Origin of the sequence: Lolliginicoccus suaedae (assembly GCF_008312885.1) — a bacterium.
Taxonomy (GTDB): domain Bacteria; phylum Actinomycetota; class Actinomycetes; order Mycobacteriales; family Mycobacteriaceae; genus Lolliginicoccus; species Lolliginicoccus suaedae.
On record NZ_VSSO01000002.1, the window covers coordinates 43,148 to 59,636 of the forward strand.

Sequence of the window (16,489 nt, forward strand, 5' to 3'; positions counted from 1 at the left end):
CTGCTCAGGACTCCTTGGTCTCATCGGTGCCAGTCTCGTCGTGGGAGGTCGTCGCGGTGATGCGGGCCAGCAGCTGGTCGACAGTGACCTGATCGCCGGGGGCCGCCTTCAGGTCGACGGTGCCATCGACGGGCGACGAGAGGGTGTGCTCCATCTTCATGGCCTCGACCACGATGATCGGTGTGCCCGCCGCGACCTCGTCGCCCGAGGCGACGTGGATGGCTATCACCGAGCCAGGCATGGGGCTGAGGATCTCGGCATCGCCCCGGTGCGCGTCGTGGTGGCGCACGCTGGCCTCGCGGACCACCTGCACCGACCAGGTGCCGTGCGGCAGGGTCACCCAGATGTGGTGGTGGTCCTCGGTGATCGTGACGGGCTGGCGCCGGCCGTCGAGGACGAGGGCCCCTCCGGCGCTGATGCCGACGGTGTGCTCGTTCTCGCCGATGCGGGCGCGGGCATCATCGGGCGTGCCGGTGAGCTCGACGGCCGCGGTGCGGTCGCTTCCGGAGAGGCGCACGCGGTAGGGAGCCTGGTCGCCGCTCCGCCATCCGCTGGGCACGTCCCACATGCTGCGGGGCCGCTCGGGCCAGTGCGCGCGCCAGCGGTGGACGGCGGCGGCGGCGAATACCTCGTCGGGCGCCGGGGCAGGCTCGTAGTCGGGCATCACTCGATCGATCAGCGCGGTGTCGAGGTTGCCTGCCCGCACGTCCTCGTTGGCGAGGAGGTAGCGCAGGAACTCGATGTTCGTGACCAGCCCGTGCACGGTGGTCACAGCGAGCGCATCATCGAGGCGCTGCAGGGCGGTCGCCCGGTCGGGGCCGTGCGCGATGATCTTCGACAGCATCGGGTCGTAGTCGCTGCCGATGACGCTGCCGGGGCGGATGCCGGAGTCCACGCGCGCGCTGGCGGGCTCGTCGAGGGCGAGGACCGTGCCGCCCGTGGGGAGGAAGCCGCGAGCGGGGTCCTCCGCGTAGACCCGCGCCTCGATGGCGTGCCCGGTGAGGGTGATGTCGTCCTGGACGCGGTCGAGCGGCTGGCCGGCGGCTACGCGTACTTGCCATTCGACGAGGTCGATGCCGGTGACCATCTCGGTGACGGGATGCTCGACCTGCAGGCGAGTGTTCATCTCCATGAAGAAGAACTCGTCGGGCCGGTCGGCGGAGACGATGAACTCGACGGTTCCCGCGCCGAGGTAGTCGACGCTGCGGGCGGTGTCGCAGGCTGCCTTGCCGATCCGGTCGCGCGTGGCGGCGTCGAGCAGCGGGGAAGGCGCTTCCTCGATGACCTTCTGGTGGCGGCGCTGCAACGAGCACTCACGCTCGCCGAGGTGGAGCACGGTTCCGTGCGCGTCGGCGATGACCTGCACCTCGATGTGCCGGGGGCTGGTGATGAAGCGCTCGATGAAGAGCGTGTCGTCGCCGAAAGCCGAGGCGGCCTCCCGACGGGCGGAGCGCAGTGCCTCGGGGAGGTCGGCGGGGTCATCGACGCGGCGCATGCCCTTGCCACCCCCGCCGGCCGAGGGCTTGACGAGGACGGGGAACCCGATGCCGGGGGCGGCGTCGAGCAGTTCCTCGTCGGTGAGCCCGGGCCGGGCGATGCCGGGAACGGTGGGCACGCCGCTGGCCGCGACGGTGGTCTTGGCGGTGATCTTGTCGCCCATGACGGTGATCGCTGCGGCGGAGGGGCCGAGGAACACGATGCCGGCATCGGCGCAGGCCTGGGCGAACGCGGTGTTCTCGGAGAGGAACCCGTAGCCAGGATGGATCGCCTCGGCGCCGGTGCGGCGGGCCGCGTCGATGATGGCAGGGATGTCGAGGTAGCTCTGGCGCGCGGCGGCGGGCCCGATGCGCACGGCCTCGTCGGCGGAGCGCACGTGCAGGGCATCGCGGTCGGCGTCGCTGTAGACGGCGATGGAGCGGATCCCGAGCTCGCGCAGGGTGCGGATGACGCGCACGGCGATCTCGCCGCGGTTGGCCACGAGCACGGTGCCGAACAGGCGCGTGCCGGTCGGCGGGGTGTGTTGTGGTGCGGCAACGCCCATGAGCGACTCCGGGTTCGGGGGTGACGGGTAGCAAATTTAGGTTAATCGCCATTCACTGAGTTGTCCAGGTCACAGCATCCAGCTCGCCCCCACCGTGGGACGATAGAAATTCCACGAGACGCACACGCCAGCCACTCACGCCAGCCACCCACGCCGGAGGTCCCTGATGGCGCAGCCCAGTACCTACCCTCGAAGCCCCAGCCGCAGGAACCCCTCCGCCCGGTGGTACCTGCTGGTCGTCGCCCTCGCCGTCATCGGCATCACGATCGGCGCGGTGCTCGCCTGGCGAGCGGTCGCGGCCTTCCCGTCCGTTGTCGCCGAGGCACGCGCCAACCAGCAGCTCGAGGTATCGCTCGACGACGAGGGCCTGGCCATCTTCGCCGATAGCGGCTCGGCCCGGCTCGACTGCTCGGCCACCGATGCCCAGGGCGCCAGCGTGCCCCTCGAGCGCCTCACCGCGTCCGAGACGATCACCGTCGGCTCCCGCACCTGGCATGTGGTCCTGCGCTCCCCGGAGCCAACGCCGCCCGGCACATACACGGTGCTCTGCGCCAGCGAGGACACGAGCACCGTCTATGGCGTAGGTCCCCGCGCCTCGGTGTTCGGGTTCGTCGGCCTCGTCCTCGGTGCTGTCGCCGCGCTCGGGGTCGGCATCTTCGGTGGGTTCCTGCTGTGGCTGGTGATCTTCCTGCTGCGGCGCCGCACCCCGCCCGGGCAGGTAGCGGCCCCCGGGTACCCGCCCGCTTAGGGCGTGTCCGGTGAATGCGTTCAGCGCCGTTGGTGCTGCATGGCTGCCCTGTCGATCAAGCTTGCTGCCACCTCTAGCTCCTTGCTGCCACCCTTGTGCGGACCTGCCACGGATATAGCCGTGGCAGCTGTGCGCTAACGGTGGCAGCTGGGCGCCGACCAAGCCCCGGCAAGGCCGAGCGCGGGCCCGCGCCCTCGTCGAGGGGCGCTCCAACCGGCTCACGTCATCCCGCAGGCCGCTACGCCAGGCGTGCAGCCCGCCACCAGGGCGGGCCTGCCATCGCTGCGATCATTCTTTGGCTCGAATGATTCACAGGACACGCCCAGCAGCCTGGCCGCCTCGGAAGTGTTGGCTTTCGCACCCTCTCGCGGGTTTCCGTGGGTGCAGAACCGCACACAACCGGGCAACCGTCGCAGGGACAATCAGGCTGCCCTAGCCGAGCCCAGCGGCGCGCTTGATGGCGGCCCGGATGCGCGGGTAGGTGCCGCACCGGCACACGTTGATGACCTCATCGATGTCGGCATCGGTGGGGCGCGGGTTGCGGCGCAGCAGGTCAACGGCGGACATGATCTGCCCGGGCTGGCAGTACCCGCACTGCGCGACGTCGAGGTCGATCCAGGCTTGCTGCACGGCGTGCAGCTGCCCGCCGCTGGCGAGCCCCTCGATGGTCGTGACCTCGCGCCCCGCCACCTCCTCGACGGGGGTGACGCAGGGCCGGATCGCGGAGCCGTCGAGGTGGCTGGTGCAGGCCTTGCACACGTCGATGCCGCAGCCGAACTTGGGCCCGGTGATGCCGAGCTTGTCGCGCAGCACCCACATCAGCGGCAGGCCACGGGCGGCCTCGACCGTGACGTCGCGACCGTTGACACGGAACGTATAGCTGGGCATGCGGGGACACCTCCGGACGTGCTTGGGCTATCGGGGGAAGGGCTCGAAGTCGATGTCGAAATTGATGGGGAACGAGCGTGGCCTGGTTCCCGTGGCACGGGCGTAGGCATTGGCCACGGCACCGACCGAGGCGGGGACGCCGAGCTCCCCCGCTCCGCCCGGCTCGTCGCTGCCCTCGAGGATGTGCACGGTGACGTCCGGGGGCGAATCACCCTGCCGCGGGTAGTGGTACTGCGAGTACGAGCCCTCGAGGGGCAGCCCGTCGACGATGTGCAGCCCGGCGGTGAGCGTGGTGGCGATGGCGTCGCTGAGGCCGCCATGCATCTGCGCCTCGAGGCCGAGGGGATTGATCGTCTTGCCGACGTCGACGGCGATGACGGCCTTGGTGACGCGGGGCTTGCGGGGGTCGCGCGCATCGATCTCGACGAGCACGGCGATGGCGGAGCGGTACTCCTCGTGCACGCCGACTCCCTGGCCGAAGCCGGGAGGCATGGCGCGGCCCCAGTTGCCCTCGCGGGCGACGGTATCGAGCACATCGCGGACGCGGTGGTCCTTGATGATGGCGCGCCGGTACTCGACGGGATCACGGCCGAGGTGCTCGGCGATCTCGTCGATGAACATCTCCTCGCAGCCGCGGGTGTTTCCGGAGTACACACCGCGCCAGCTGCCGGTGGGCATGCGCAAGGGGATCTCGAACAGCTCGTGGCTCTTGGCGCCCACCTCGTAGGGGGTGAACTGGGTGAGGTGGAAGAGCGTCTGCCCGAACACGGGGTTGCCGACGACGGGGAGCTGGGTATAGGCGGCGGTGAGGATCTCGCCGAGCCCGTGTCGGAAGTCGGTCTCGACGAAGCCGGCGCGGTGGTGGAACCCGGCGACGGCGCTGGTGCCGATGCGCGCGCGGAGACGATGGTGGGAGGCGGGCCTGGCGCGGCCGTGGCGCATGTCGTCGATGCGGCTCCACATCAGCTTGACGGGCTTGCCCATGGCGCGGGAGATGCGCGCGGCCTCGAGCGCGCCGTCGTAGAAGAGGCGCCGCCCGAAGCTGCCCCCGGCCTGGGTGACGTGCACGATGACCTTGTCGAGCGGCAGGCCGAGCTCGAGGGCGATGTGCTCGCGGGTGATGATCGGGGATTGCAGCGCGGACCAGATCTCGGCGCGGTCGGGGCGCACATCGGCGATGGCGGTGTTGGGCTCGAGGGGGGCGTGGCTGGCGAACGCGAAGTCATACTCGGCGTCGAGTACTCCTCCGTCGAGGCTGCCGGAACCGAGGGGCGGGTCGTCGAACGCAGGGATGGCACCGCGGATCTGGGCGCGGATATCGGGGTCGGAGAGGCCATCGATGGTGCCGGGCTTCCACGTGACGTCGAAGGCGCGGGTGGCGGCGAGGGCCTCGCCGAACGTCTCGGCCATGATCGCGATGCCGGTGGGGATCATGGCGACATCGATGACGCCGGGCTGCTGGCGGGCGGTGGCCGCGTCGAACCATTCCGGGCTGCCGTTGATGGTGGGCGGGCGGCGCACCATGACGGGCTTGGCACCGGGTATGTCGAGGTCGAGGGTGTAGGGCAGTTCCCCGGTGACCATGGCCCGGGCATCCTTGCGGCGGGTGGGGGTGCCAACGGTGTGGTGGCTGGTCTTGGGCCGGGCGGTGACGTCGGCGAGGGAAGGATTGGCCGCGCCGGCGGAGAGCTCGCCGTAGCCGAGGGACCGGCCGTCGCGGGCGATGACGCGCCCGTTCTCGGTGCGCAGATCCGTGGGCAGGACGAGCAGGCGGGCGGCCGCGGCGGCAACGAGCCGGGCGCGCACCACCGAGGCGACAGCGCGCAGCGGGTGCCAGAGCGAGCGGATGGTGTTGGAGCTTCCGGTGAACTGGTTGAACAGCAGCTCGGGCTTGGCCGGGGCGAGGCGCACATCGACGCGGTCGACGGGAACATCGAGCTCGTCGGCAACGATCATCGCGGTCGCGGTAGTGATGCCCTGGCCGATCTCGGCGCGGGGCAGCTCGAAGCGGATGCGACCGTCCGGGGTGACCTCGATGACGAGGATCAGCGCGGTGGGCAGCCCGACGGTGATGAAGAGATCCCCGATGTCGACGATCTGCCCGGCCTCGGGGTTGCTGGGGATGCCGGGGACCCCTGGCTGCGCGCTCGCCGTGGGGCTCGCTCCCGGGGCTGCCCATTGGGCTCCGACGGTGAGGATCGGTGCGGCAACGAGGAAGGTGAGGAACTGGCGACGTGCCATGCTCTCGACCACGGGCCACCTGCTTTCGTGCCTATCGCTTGCCGGGCACTAGCAAAGGTGGCACGGATCACATTAGGGGCGGGGTGTTTTGCCGGAAATCGCGTATAGCGCCGCGTCGACGCGGTCGCCCGCGGCAGCCTTGTCGGCGTCGCGCTCGGCGTGGTCGATGTACTCGTCGCGAAGCCGCGCGAGGTGGTCGACCACGAGCGATCGGAGGTGCGCGTGCTTGGTCGTCGTCCCGATGCGCTCGGCGAGGCGGATGGTGGCCTTGATCGCGAGCGGGCTATCGAGCGCGTAGTGGCGCATGGCGTCGAGCACGCCTCCGATCAGCCTGGCGGGCGGCACCCTGGCCACGACGAGCCGCAGCGTGCCCTCCTCATCGACCCTGCCCAGTAGCGGTTCGGGCCGTCGCGCGAGGGGAACCAGCCCGACGGCGAGCTCGTCGAGGGCATTGCTCGCGGTGTAGGGGTCGTTCATGCTCGGCGAGAGCGCCCGGATCGCCATCTCGGTGAGCTGCTGGACGGCGAACATGATGTCCTGGCGGGGGCTACGGGACTCGGCGAGCACGAACGCTGCCCGGATCGCGGCGACGAGATCCTTGCTGGGCTCCTCCACGCCGTGGACCGTCGCGAGCATCTCCCCCGCGACGAGGTGCGTTCCTGTTCCCGCGCGCACCTCGATGCGGCACTCATGCTCGCTGGCGAGGACGAGCAGCCGGTCCTCGTCGATGATCATCACGAAGCCAAAGCCCTCGGCCGGCACGGCGGCACCGGTGCCCGGGCTGGACGGGGCCGCGATGGTGGCCTCGTCCGGCGGATCCTCGGGGTAGAGGTCGTCGAGCGCGCTGACCATCTCGCCGCGGACCCGCGCGAGCAGCGTCGGCACCTGGATGGAGTCGGCGATGTGATGGATGAAGAAGACGAGGACCGCGACGTCGAGCACGGCGAGGAGGACGGCGATGTTCACCGCGAGATCAGGGATGAACGCCCCGCCCTGGTCGGTCTCCGAGCGGATCGAGCGCAGCACCATCAGGCAGTACAGGAACGTCGCGCCGTAGACGCCCAGGACGAACTGGTTGGCCCGGTCGGCCATGAAGTTGCGCACGAGGCGCGGCCCGTAGGTGGAGCTCGCGATGGCGAGCACGGAGATGGTGATGGAGAACGATGTCGCGGCCACAGCGAGCATGGAGCCGCCGATGGCGGTGAGGATATCGCGGCTGCCGCTGGCCCCGATGCTGTAGAACAGCGAGCCGGCCAGGCCCGGGTCGCTTCGCTGGATGGTCACATCGATGCGGATGAGCAGCTGCGACAGCGCCAGCGCGACGAGGCCCAGGATGGTGGGCAGGAACCAGAAGGAGTCGCGGAACGTGATGATCCACTTGCGCATGGCGTCGTGCCTGGCCTTCCTGCCGCGATCACTCCGTGGCAGGAAGGCGGCACCCTCACTGTAGGTCGCGGGGCGGGGCTATCACATGCGGAACACTCCGTGGGCGATCGGCTCGAGGGGGGCGTGCGCGCAGGCATCGAGGGCGAGTCCGAGCACGGTGCGGGTGTCCGCGGGGTCGATGATCCCGTCGTCCCAGAGCCGCGCGGTGGAGTAGTAGGGGTTGCCCTGGGCCTCGTACTGGTCGCGGATGGGCTTCTTGAAGGCCTCCTCGTCGTCGGCCGACCATTCCGTGCCCTGGGCCTCGAGCTGGTCGCGGCGCACGGTGGACAGCACGGACGCTGCTTGCTCGCCGCCCATCACCGAGATCCGCGCGTTGGGCCACATCCACAGGAACCGGGGCGAGTAGGCCCGCCCGCACATCGAGTAGTTCCCGGCTCCGTATGAGCCGCCGATGACGACGGTCAGCTTGGGCACGCGAGCGCAGGCCACGGCGGTGACCATCTTTGCGCCGTGCTTGGCGATGCCGCCGGCCTCGTAGTCGCGGCCCACCATGAAGCCGCTGATGTTCTGCAGGAACAGCAGCGGGATGCGGCGCTGGTCGCACAGCTCGATGAAGTGGGCGCCCTTGACCGCGGACTCCCCGAACAGGATGCCGTTGTTGGCGATGATGCCGACGGGATGGCCGTGGATGCGGGCGAAAGCGGTGACCAGCGTCTTGCCGTACTCGGCCTTGAACTCCTGGTAGTGGCCGCCGTCGACGAGGATGTCGAGCACGTCGTGGACGTCGTAGGGGATCCTCGAATCGGTGGGCACGACGTCATAGAGGGCGGACTGGTCGCGCTCCGGTGCGGTGGCGGGCTGGTGGTTCCAGGGCACGGGCGGCGCCGGGGGCAGGGTGTCGACGATGCCGCGGACGATGCGCAGGGCGTCCTGGTCATCCTCGGCGAGGTGGTCGGTCACGCCGGATACCTTGGCGTGCAGCTCCCCGCCACCCAGCTCCTCGGCGGTGACGATCTCGCCGGTGGCGGCCTTCACCAGGGGCGGCCCGCCGAGGAAGATGGTGCCCTGGCCGCGAACGATGACAGTCTCGTCGCTCATGGCGGGCACGTAGGCGCCGCCGGCGGTGCAGGATCCCATGACGGCGGCGATCTGGGCGATCCCGCGCGCGCTCATGTTGGCCTGGTTGTAGAAGATGCGGCCGAAGTGCTCGCGATCGGGGAATACCTCGTCCTGCTTGGGGAGGTAGCCGCCGCCGGAGTCCACGAGGTAGACGCAGGGCAGGTTGTTCTGCATGGCGATCTCTTGCGCCCGCAGGTGCTTCTTGACGCTCATCGGGTAGTAGGTGCCGCCCTTGACGGTGGCGTCGTTGGCGAGGACGAGGCACAGTCGCCCCGCGATGCGCCCGATGCCACCGATGACACCGGCGCCGGGCGCCTCGTCGTTGTACATGCCGTTGGCGGCGAGCGGGGCGATCTCGAGGAAGGGGCTGCCGTGGTCGAGGAGCTGGTCCACGCGATCGCGGGGTAGCAGCTTGCCCCGGGCGAGGTGCTTCTCGCGGGCCCGCTCGCTGCCACCGAGCCTGGTGGCGCGTGTGGCCTCGTTGAGCTCCGCGACGAGCCGCTGATGCGCGGATCGGTTGGCTTCCCGATCTAGTGCCATGCCCACACCCCATGATTTGAGTTAATGATGAGTAACCGAACCGAGGCTAGCGCGCGAGCCCCGTGTTGTCCATATCACTCCTGCGCAAGCCCGCGCGGGCACCAATCCGGGACAGGCCCGGATCCGGATTATCCCTTGAGCAGGCCCTCGGGAATGGAATACTGGGCCGATCACGAGTTGATGACACCGTGAAGCCATTCACGGCCGCATTGATCACGGTTCGTTCACGCGTACTGGGCCACCTGGCCCCGGAGCATCCCGCAAGGCGGTAAAATATGCGCTGATCAGGAGGTTCCCCGAACAATGCAATGCTGACGCGTACGGTGGAAAATTTCTTTCCGGACCTGTAACAATCACAGCAGGATCAACGATCTACAGTTCGACAGTGCGCAACAGCGGTATCGCTCACGAAACCCGACTTTCCCGTGAGACACTGCTCGCGTCTGATCTCAACCAACATCTTCAGGAGGAATCACAATGAAGGCATTCACCCGCGTCGCCGCGATCGCTGCAACCTCGGCCGCCCTCGCCATCCCGTTCGCCGGAGCTGCTTCGGCGCAGCCGACCGTTGACCTCGGTGGAGACCTCGGCGTCAACCTCGGCACCGGCAGTGGCGACCTCGGCGCCGGCGGCGGCATCGACCTCGGCGCGCTCCTCGGACTCGGTGGCACCGCTGACGGCGGCGCGAACGTCGGCGGCGGCGTTGAGTTCGACACCGCGAGCATCGAGCAGCTGTTCAACGTCAACGTCGAGGGCCAGGGCGGATTCGACCTCGAGGCCGCGATCGCACAGGCCGAGGCTGACTTCAACGCCTGGCTCGAGAGCAACTTCGGCGCCCAGGGTGGCGGCACCGGCGGCGGCGAGTTCAACGGCACCATCGACCTCGAGCAGGCATGGCTCGACTTCCTCGCACAGGCCGAGGCTGACATCCAGGCCTTCTTCGGCGCCCAGGGCGGCACCAACGGTGGCGGCACCGGTGGCGCTGAGTTCACCATCGACACCTCCAGCATCGACGCCCTCATCGGCGGCGGCGCGAACGTCGAGGGTGGCGGCGACCTCGGGCTCGACCTCGGCACCGGCAGCGCTGACTTCGGCATCGGTGGCGACCTCGGCGCCGGCGGCGGCTTCGACCTCAACAACCTGCTGGGCGGCAACATCGACCTCGGCCTCGGTGGCACCGTCAACTGACACCTGCACTAGCTGGCAGCCAGCTCTAGCTGGCTAGCCCTGCAGCACCATCGCGCCGGTGGGGCCGAGCACTCGCTCGGCCCCACCGGCCTTTGCGTGCCCGGTCGCCACGAGCTGCGCGGCGATCGACACCGCCACCTCCTGCGGCAACCGTCCCGCCGCACCCAGGCCCACGGGCGAGACCAGCATCTCCAGCGCGGCCTCCCCCACGCCCCGCCGCCGCAACTCCGCGCGCCGCTGCGAAGCGGTCGCAGAGGAGCCCAGCGCGCCCACGAAACCGAGCGGCTGATCGCCCGCGAGCGCGCGCTCCAGCACATCCACATCCACGCCGTCGGCATGGGTCATCACCAGCACCACGGTGCGATCATCGACCCGCCCGCGACGGATCTCGGCATCGAGGTACGCGGCGGGCCGGGCCACCACGACCTCGTGCGCGCCCGGGAAGCGGGCCTGAGTGGTGAACACTGGCCGCTGGTCGCACACGGTCACGGCGAAGCCGAGGAAGCGGCCCATCTCCGCCATCGCCGCCACATGCGGCGTGGAGCCGAGGATCAGCATGCGCGGCACCGGGGCGAAATCCATGGTGAACATGTCGTCGCGCAACGCAACGCCGTACTGCCGGCCCCCCGCGATGGTGCATCGCTGCCCCAATCGATGCCCCGGCTCCTGCGCGCCCGGCTCGATCGTGACAGCGACAGTCGCTGGACCACCCGCCGCCACCGCCTCGTGCAGCGCGGCAAGACCCGGAAAAGTCGATTCATCCACTCGCTCCACGAGGATCTCGACCTGACCGCCGCAGGTGAGCGAGATGCCGCCGAGCTCGCCACCCGGCCCGTACCCCACCCGCTCGGCGATGCCCGTGGACAGCGCACGCATCGCGCGCGCGTGCGCATCCGCCTCCACGCACCCACCCGACACGCCACCCACCACCGCGCCGGCGATGTCGATCGCCATCGCAGCACCTGGCTCGCGCGGCGCGGAGCCGCGAGTCCCGATCACGGTCACCAGTCCGCAGGCCCCGTCCCGTGCGACCCGGTGATGCAGCCAGGGCAGAATCTCGCGCATGCAGCCACGGTAGCGGCACCGGCGCATCAGTGACGTGGGTTAATGTGGTTTCACCTGGATCGAAGGGAGCGGCATGACGGAGTCGGCCACGTCGTCGCGTGTCGCGGGAAGCGAGTCAACGAGGCGCTCCCGGCTCAAGGCGGACCGGCGCGAGCAGCTGCTGCGCGCCGCTGCCCGGCTGACCGCTGAGCGCGGCTTCAGCGGGGTGCGGCTCGAGGACATCGGTGCCGCCGTCGGGATCAGCGGCCCCGCCATCTATCGCCACTTCTCCAGCAAGGAAGCCCTGCTCGTCGAGCTGCTGAGCAGCGTGAGCCGCCGCCTGCTCATGGGCGCGCGGGCTGTCGCGGGGCAGGCATCGTCAGCGGAGCAGGCCATCGAGGACCTCATCGACCACCACCTCGACTTCGCGCTGGGGCAGCCGGACCTCATCCGGGTCCAGGACCGCGACCTGCACAGCCTGCCGGCCGAGGCGCGCCGCGAGATCCGGCACATGCAGCGCCGCTACGTCGAGCTCTGGGTCGGCGCGCTGATCGAGAAGGACCCCCGGATCGATGCGAGGGATGCCCGGATCAAGGCGCACGCCGTGTTCGGGCTGCTGAACTCCACGGCGCACAGCCTGGTGGAGCGCGAGCTGCCCGATGCTGCCGGGCAGGCACGGATAGTGCTTCGCTCGATGGCTCTTGGTGCTCTTTTCCATTGATCGAGCCCCGTGCATTCCCTGGCCCCTGTGCGCATGCGAGTAACGCAGGTAACAACAGCCAGCAGCTTTGACTGTGACGCAGCTGATATTCCCCAGCGGAATGCAAAAGTAGCATTATCCGTTATTAGGCTCACCATCCCGAAAAACGGAGAAACCCATGCCTGAATCAGTCGCTCGCATCGCTACCGATCGCGCGGATCGCTATGTCAAGCAACTGGCGAGCCACTTCGGGCACAAGGTGCCAGTGGTCCAGGAGGGACGCCAGATCGAGATCCTGTTCGATCTGGGAGTAGCGATGTGCACCGCCAGCTCGCGCGGGATCACCGTGACCGTGCAGGCCCACCGGGAGAGCGACGTCGCGGAGGTCCAGGGGATCATCACCCGGCACCTCGAGGCATTCGGCCAGCGCGACGAGCTGCGCGTGAGCTGGACGCCCACCATCGACGCCTGAGCCAGCTAGGCCGACGAGGCTACCTACCGCGATGGCTCCGGACCGTCCTCGTCGAGGATCGGCTCGAGACCCTTGACCTGGGCGGCCCGGCCCGCGAGCGCGTAGCCTGCGCCGCCATAGAGGTGGAACACATCGTCGGCGCCATGCTCGTACATCTTCTCGATCTCGTCGCGATGCTGCACCACTGCCGCTATCTCGCCGTTGTATCCCAGTCCCTTGAGGTAATCGAGGGCCTGGGCGTTGGAGTCGTAGAGCGGTAGCGCGAGGATGATGATCGCCACGGAGTCCTCCAGCGCGAGCTTCTCCCAGAAGTCCTCGTCGGTGGCGTCGCCCTCGACGACGTTGTAGCTCTTCTGGTGGAGGTCATGGATGCGGTCCGCATCGGTGTCGATCCCCAGCACATCGAGGCCGAACTCCTCCTCGAGCCGTTCGTAGGCGGCTCGTCCCACGCGGCCCATGCCCAGCACCACGGCCTGCGCCTCACCGATCTCGATCGGGCGCTCCATCGGATTGAGGCGCGCGTCGTCCACCTCGGGCCAGAAGCGCTCCACGCTCGCGTAGGTCTCGGCCGAGAAGCGATTGACCACGGCGGATATCCCGAAGCTCAGTGCCACCGCGAGCGAGAGCACCACAAGCCAGGTATCGGTGATCCACCCGTTGCTCGCGGCGAGCACTGCCACGATCAACCCGAACTCGGAGTAATTCATCAGGCCGAGAGCGCCGAGGAACGACGTGCGGTGGCGCAGCCGGAACGCGCGGAAGAGAACGATGAACAGCAGCGACTTCGCGAAGATCAGCACCAGCAGCATCGAGGCCAGGCCGAAGTGCTCCCAGGTGGGGAGCCCGGCGAGGCCGATGGAGACGAAGAACCCCACGAGGAAGAGTTCCTTCATCATGAACAGCGCGCGCGACATGCTCACCGCCGCCGGGTGGGGCGCCAGCATCATCCCGATGATCAGCGCGCCGAGGTCGCCCTTGAGCCCGACGAAGTCGAACAGCGCATACCCCGCGCCGAGAGCGAGCACCACGCCGTAGAGGATCTGCATCTCGCCATGCCCGACGACCTCGAGCATCGACCGGAGCAGGGGGGCCAGCGGGATCAGCGCGAGCAGCGCGAACGCCAGGGGACTCGGCAGCTCGCCCGTGGACGCGGTGAGGAAGACGACCGCGAAGATGTCCTGCATGATCAGGATGCCGATGGCGAGGCGCCCATAGAGCGCCTTGGCCTCGCCCCGGTCATCGAGGATCTTCACCGCGAAGACCGTGCTGGAGAAGGACAGCGCGAACCCGAGGACGAGCAGCATCGGCAACCCTGCTCCCGCGAGCGCGGTGAAGCCGATGATCTTCAGCACCGCGAGGAAGCCCACCATCATCGTGGTCGACAGCACGAGGTGCGCGCTAGCGGTGGCCCACACCTCCTTGAGCAGGAGCGTCCGCACATTGAGCTTGAGACCGATCGTGAACAGCAGCAGCGTCACACCGAGATCCGCGATGGTCGACAACGCGGGCAGCTCCCCGTAGCCGAGGGCGTTGAGAAGGAACCCGGCCGCGAGGAAGCCCACGAGCGGTGGCACCCGGAGACCGAGCGCGAGCATCCCACCGAGGAAGGGGATGACGATGTAGGCGATGTCCAAGTCATGCTCCTCGCGGTGCCGTGATTGCCTGCATCCTACAGCGTGGCTGCGCGCCGCCCGTTTCGTGGTTTTTCCTTGTGAAGCAGCCCCTTATTCGGTTTTCACGTGATTATCGCCATACCAGCCACACCAGAATAAACTCAACGATCTCTCACGATTTTCCTACACTTGTTCCAGGACCTTCGCGTGGCCTGTCCCGATGACGAGGCAAGCACAATGGAGCGGAGCTGCATCCGACACTCGCGGAAAGATCACCGACGCTCTTTCACACATGCCCCGGCCACATCGTGGTGGCCGGGGCATGCGCGTTCGGAGATCAGGCCCGCGCCGCAGGGCGCGGCGGCGGGCACAATGGACGATATGGCTGATCCCACCCTTGATGACGACCAGCGGGCCCGCGAGGCCGTCGCCGCGGTCACCCTGGTTCCCGATGTGGACTTCTGGGCCCAGCGGTTCGCGCTGCTCTCCGACTCCAACCGGCTACGGATCCTGCTCGCCATGCACCGGGCCCCGGGCATCACCGTCACCAGCCTGGCCGAGGCACTCGATATGTCCAGCTCAGCCGTATCGCACGCGCTGCGGCTGCTCCGCGGCCACAACTGGGTACGGGTGCAGCGCGACGGCCGCAACATGCGCTACTACCTCGACGATCCCGTGGTGCACTCGATGCTGCACGGCATAGGCGGCACCCACGCCCACGGGTAGGGACCCCTGCTAGGCGTGCGCGCGGACCTGGCCGTGCTCGGCGAACAGGTCGCGCACCGACCGCAGCAAGTAGATGCTGCCGCTGGTCACGAGGACGAATCCGGTGGCCGGCACCCCGGCGAACGTCACCAGGGTGGCGAGCTCGGGCAACAGGCCCTCGCCGGCGAGCGTGCCGGGCTCGATGAGGAAGATCGAGCCAAGGAACCCCGCCACGCCAGCGATTATCAGGCCGAGCGGGAACGCCCAGCGCGCCCGGTGCCCCTCATCGAGGACCAGGCCGAGCGCGGAGATGCCGGCGCTGAGAGCGAGCAGCCCGACCGCGAGGACAGTCATGGGTCCATCGACCCGCGACCATACGTCGATCATCATCTGCACACTGGTCATGCCTGCACCCCTGGTTCCCTGCTCGGTGCGCGGCCCGCGCACCAGAAGCCATATCCATCACTCTCTGTTGCGGTGATCGGGCACAGGGATGATCTTGTTACGGAATACGGGCACGAATGGGACGAGGATCACGTGCTCGAGCGGCGTGACGCCGCCGACGCGGCAAATGCAGGGGTTTGCCCACGGCATCACCGACCATAGAGGACACCGGCACTCATCGATCGGACGACAACCAGGGACGGCAGAGATGGCATCGTTTGACGACATCGCCCACGCGAACGCCACCGCGCCCACCGAGCCGTTGTTCGTGCCACCGCGCAGGACCAAGAGCGGCGACGAGAAGACCGAGCCACGTCCGTTGATCATGCGCCTGATCCAGACGGAGGTGGAGAAGGCGCTCCTCGGCGAGGCCCGCCGCTACACCCGCTCCCAGGTAGCCGAGCGTGCCGGGGTGAGCCCCGAGTACGCGCAGGAGCTGTGGCGCGCGCTCGGCTTCGCCACGGCCCCGAGCGCCGACTCCGTGCTCTACACCGAGTCCGACATCAATGCGATCCGCACCCTCGCGCAGCTCGAGACGGCGGGCATCCTCACCCCGGAGCTGGCCGTGGGCATGACCCGCGCCCTGGGGCAGTCGTTCTCCCGCATCGCCGAATGGCAGGTGCCGCTGCTCAACGAGCGGGTCCTCGAGCTCGTCGAGCAGCGCATGGCGGCCGACCCGCCGCTCTCCCCCACCGAGCTGCTCGACGACGCTGCCGATCTCGTTCGCGAATGGGTACCCGTCGTGCATGCCATGCAGACCTATGTGTGGCGCCGCCACCTCGCTGCCCGTGCCGGCCGCTACCTCGCCGGGCCCGACGAGGACACCTCCAGCCAGGCGCTCGTCGTGGGGTTCGCGGACATGGTCGGCTACACCGATCTCACGCGGCTGAACAGCATCACCAGCCTCGCGAGCCTGCTCAACACCTTCGAGCACACCGTCACCTCGATCATCGCCGCGCACGGCGGGTCGGTGATCAAGAACGTGGGCGACGAGATCATGTTCTCCGTCGAGCAGCCCGCCGCGGCCGCCCGCATCGCGATCGCGCTGCAGGATGCCATCGGCAGCCACGAGTCCCTGCCCCTGCTGCACATCGGCCTCGCCTATGGCGTGGCGCTGACCCGCTTCGGCGACCTGTACGGGCAAGTGGTCAATACCGCGGCCAGGCTGACCAGCGCCGCGCCCGGCGGGGACATACTCGTCGACGGCGAGCTCGCCGACATCCTGCGCCACCACCCGGCATTCCGTGTCAAGGCCGTGAAGTCGGCCCGGCACCGGGGCTTCATGAAGTACAAGCCGCACGAGCTGCTCCGGTCCGCGCCCCAGCGGTGAGCGGCCGCCGCGCCGGGAACCAAGCCCGTC

At 68.8% G+C, this 16,489-nt stretch carries 14 protein-coding genes; 6 read left to right on the forward strand and 8 right to left on the reverse strand.

Features of this window, described 5'->3' with window-relative positions; all coding sequences use genetic code 11:
* Positions 1-4 precede the first annotated feature (4 nt).
* On the reverse strand, positions 5-2,041 hold the full coding sequence (locus tag FXO18_RS05850; RefSeq protein WP_149360182.1) for an acetyl/propionyl/methylcrotonyl-CoA carboxylase subunit alpha: 2,037 nt from the start codon (positions 2,039-2,041) through the stop codon (positions 5-7).
* 166 nt (positions 2,042-2,207) lie between these two features.
* On the opposite strand from FXO18_RS05850, the gene FXO18_RS05855 reads away from it, so the two are divergent.
* Positions 2,208-2,789: a hypothetical protein gene (locus FXO18_RS05855; RefSeq protein WP_149360183.1), complete on the forward strand. Its 582-nt coding sequence runs from the start codon at positions 2,208-2,210 to the stop codon at positions 2,787-2,789.
* 432 nt (positions 2,790-3,221) lie between these two features.
* Here FXO18_RS05855 and FXO18_RS05860 read toward each other — a convergent pair whose 3' ends face one another.
* The 4 genes from FXO18_RS05860 to FXO18_RS05875 form a co-directional block, all read right to left on the reverse strand.
* Positions 3,222-3,677: a (2Fe-2S)-binding protein gene (locus tag FXO18_RS05860; protein WP_149360184.1), complete on the reverse strand. Its 456-nt coding sequence runs from the start codon at positions 3,675-3,677 to the stop codon at positions 3,222-3,224.
* A 27-nt stretch (positions 3,678-3,704) separates the two neighbouring features.
* The gene (locus tag FXO18_RS05865) at positions 3,705-5,930 is read right to left on the reverse strand and encodes a xanthine dehydrogenase family protein molybdopterin-binding subunit (protein WP_235900501.1); all 2,226 of its coding nucleotides are present in this window, start codon (positions 5,928-5,930) and stop codon (positions 3,705-3,707) included.
* Between the two features lie 60 nt (positions 5,931-5,990).
* The gene (locus tag FXO18_RS05870; RefSeq protein WP_149360185.1) at positions 5,991-7,304 is read right to left on the reverse strand and encodes a DUF2254 domain-containing protein; all 1,314 of its coding nucleotides are present in this window, start codon (positions 7,302-7,304) and stop codon (positions 5,991-5,993) included.
* 81 nt (positions 7,305-7,385) lie between these two features.
* A complete protein-coding gene (locus FXO18_RS05875) occupies positions 7,386-8,963 on the reverse strand; it encodes a carboxyl transferase domain-containing protein (protein WP_149360186.1) in 1,578 nt (525 codons plus the stop codon).
* 477 nt (positions 8,964-9,440) lie between these two features.
* Between FXO18_RS05875 and FXO18_RS05880 the strand changes: the two genes are divergently transcribed.
* Positions 9,441-10,151 carry a hypothetical protein gene (locus FXO18_RS05880; RefSeq protein WP_149360187.1) on the forward strand — a complete coding sequence of 237 codons (711 nt, stop codon included), beginning with the start codon at positions 9,441-9,443 and terminating at the stop codon, positions 10,149-10,151.
* Positions 10,152-10,184: 33 nt separating this feature from the next.
* On the opposite strand, the gene FXO18_RS05885 is transcribed toward FXO18_RS05880, so the two are convergent.
* Positions 10,185-11,216 (reverse strand): XdhC family protein, encoded by a 1,032-nt coding sequence (locus FXO18_RS05885; protein WP_187774210.1) that lies wholly within the window; start codon positions 11,214-11,216, stop codon positions 10,185-10,187.
* Positions 11,217-11,289: 73 nt separating this feature from the next.
* Between FXO18_RS05885 and FXO18_RS05890 the strand changes: the two genes are divergently transcribed.
* Positions 11,290-11,916: an SACE_7040 family transcriptional regulator gene (locus FXO18_RS05890; RefSeq protein WP_149360189.1), complete on the forward strand. Its 627-nt coding sequence runs from the start codon at positions 11,290-11,292 to the stop codon at positions 11,914-11,916.
* Between the two features lie 157 nt (positions 11,917-12,073).
* Positions 12,074-12,367, forward strand: coding sequence for a DUF2218 domain-containing protein (locus tag FXO18_RS05895; protein WP_149360190.1), 294 nt, complete (start codon positions 12,074-12,076; stop codon positions 12,365-12,367).
* A 23-nt stretch (positions 12,368-12,390) separates the two neighbouring features.
* Here FXO18_RS05895 and FXO18_RS05900 read toward each other — a convergent pair whose 3' ends face one another.
* On the reverse strand, positions 12,391-14,001 hold the full coding sequence (locus FXO18_RS05900) for a cation:proton antiporter family protein (RefSeq protein ID WP_149360191.1): 1,611 nt from the start codon (positions 13,999-14,001) through the stop codon (positions 12,391-12,393).
* Between the two features lie 360 nt (positions 14,002-14,361).
* On the opposite strand from FXO18_RS05900, the gene FXO18_RS05905 reads away from it, so the two are divergent.
* Complete coding sequence (locus tag FXO18_RS05905) at positions 14,362-14,706, forward strand: ArsR/SmtB family transcription factor (RefSeq protein WP_149360192.1); 345 nt, start codon at positions 14,362-14,364, stop codon at positions 14,704-14,706.
* A 9-nt stretch (positions 14,707-14,715) separates the two neighbouring features.
* On the opposite strand, the gene FXO18_RS05910 is transcribed toward FXO18_RS05905, so the two are convergent.
* On the reverse strand, positions 14,716-15,090 hold the full coding sequence (locus tag FXO18_RS05910) for a hypothetical protein (RefSeq protein ID WP_149360193.1): 375 nt from the start codon (positions 15,088-15,090) through the stop codon (positions 14,716-14,718).
* Positions 15,091-15,337: 247 nt separating this feature from the next.
* Here FXO18_RS05910 and FXO18_RS05915 point away from each other — a divergent pair, with 247 nt between their 5' ends.
* Positions 15,338-16,459 carry an adenylate/guanylate cyclase domain-containing protein gene (locus FXO18_RS05915; RefSeq protein ID WP_187774211.1) on the forward strand — a complete coding sequence of 374 codons (1,122 nt, stop codon included), beginning with the start codon at positions 15,338-15,340 and terminating at the stop codon, positions 16,457-16,459.
* The last annotated feature ends 30 nt before the right edge of the window (positions 16,460-16,489 follow it).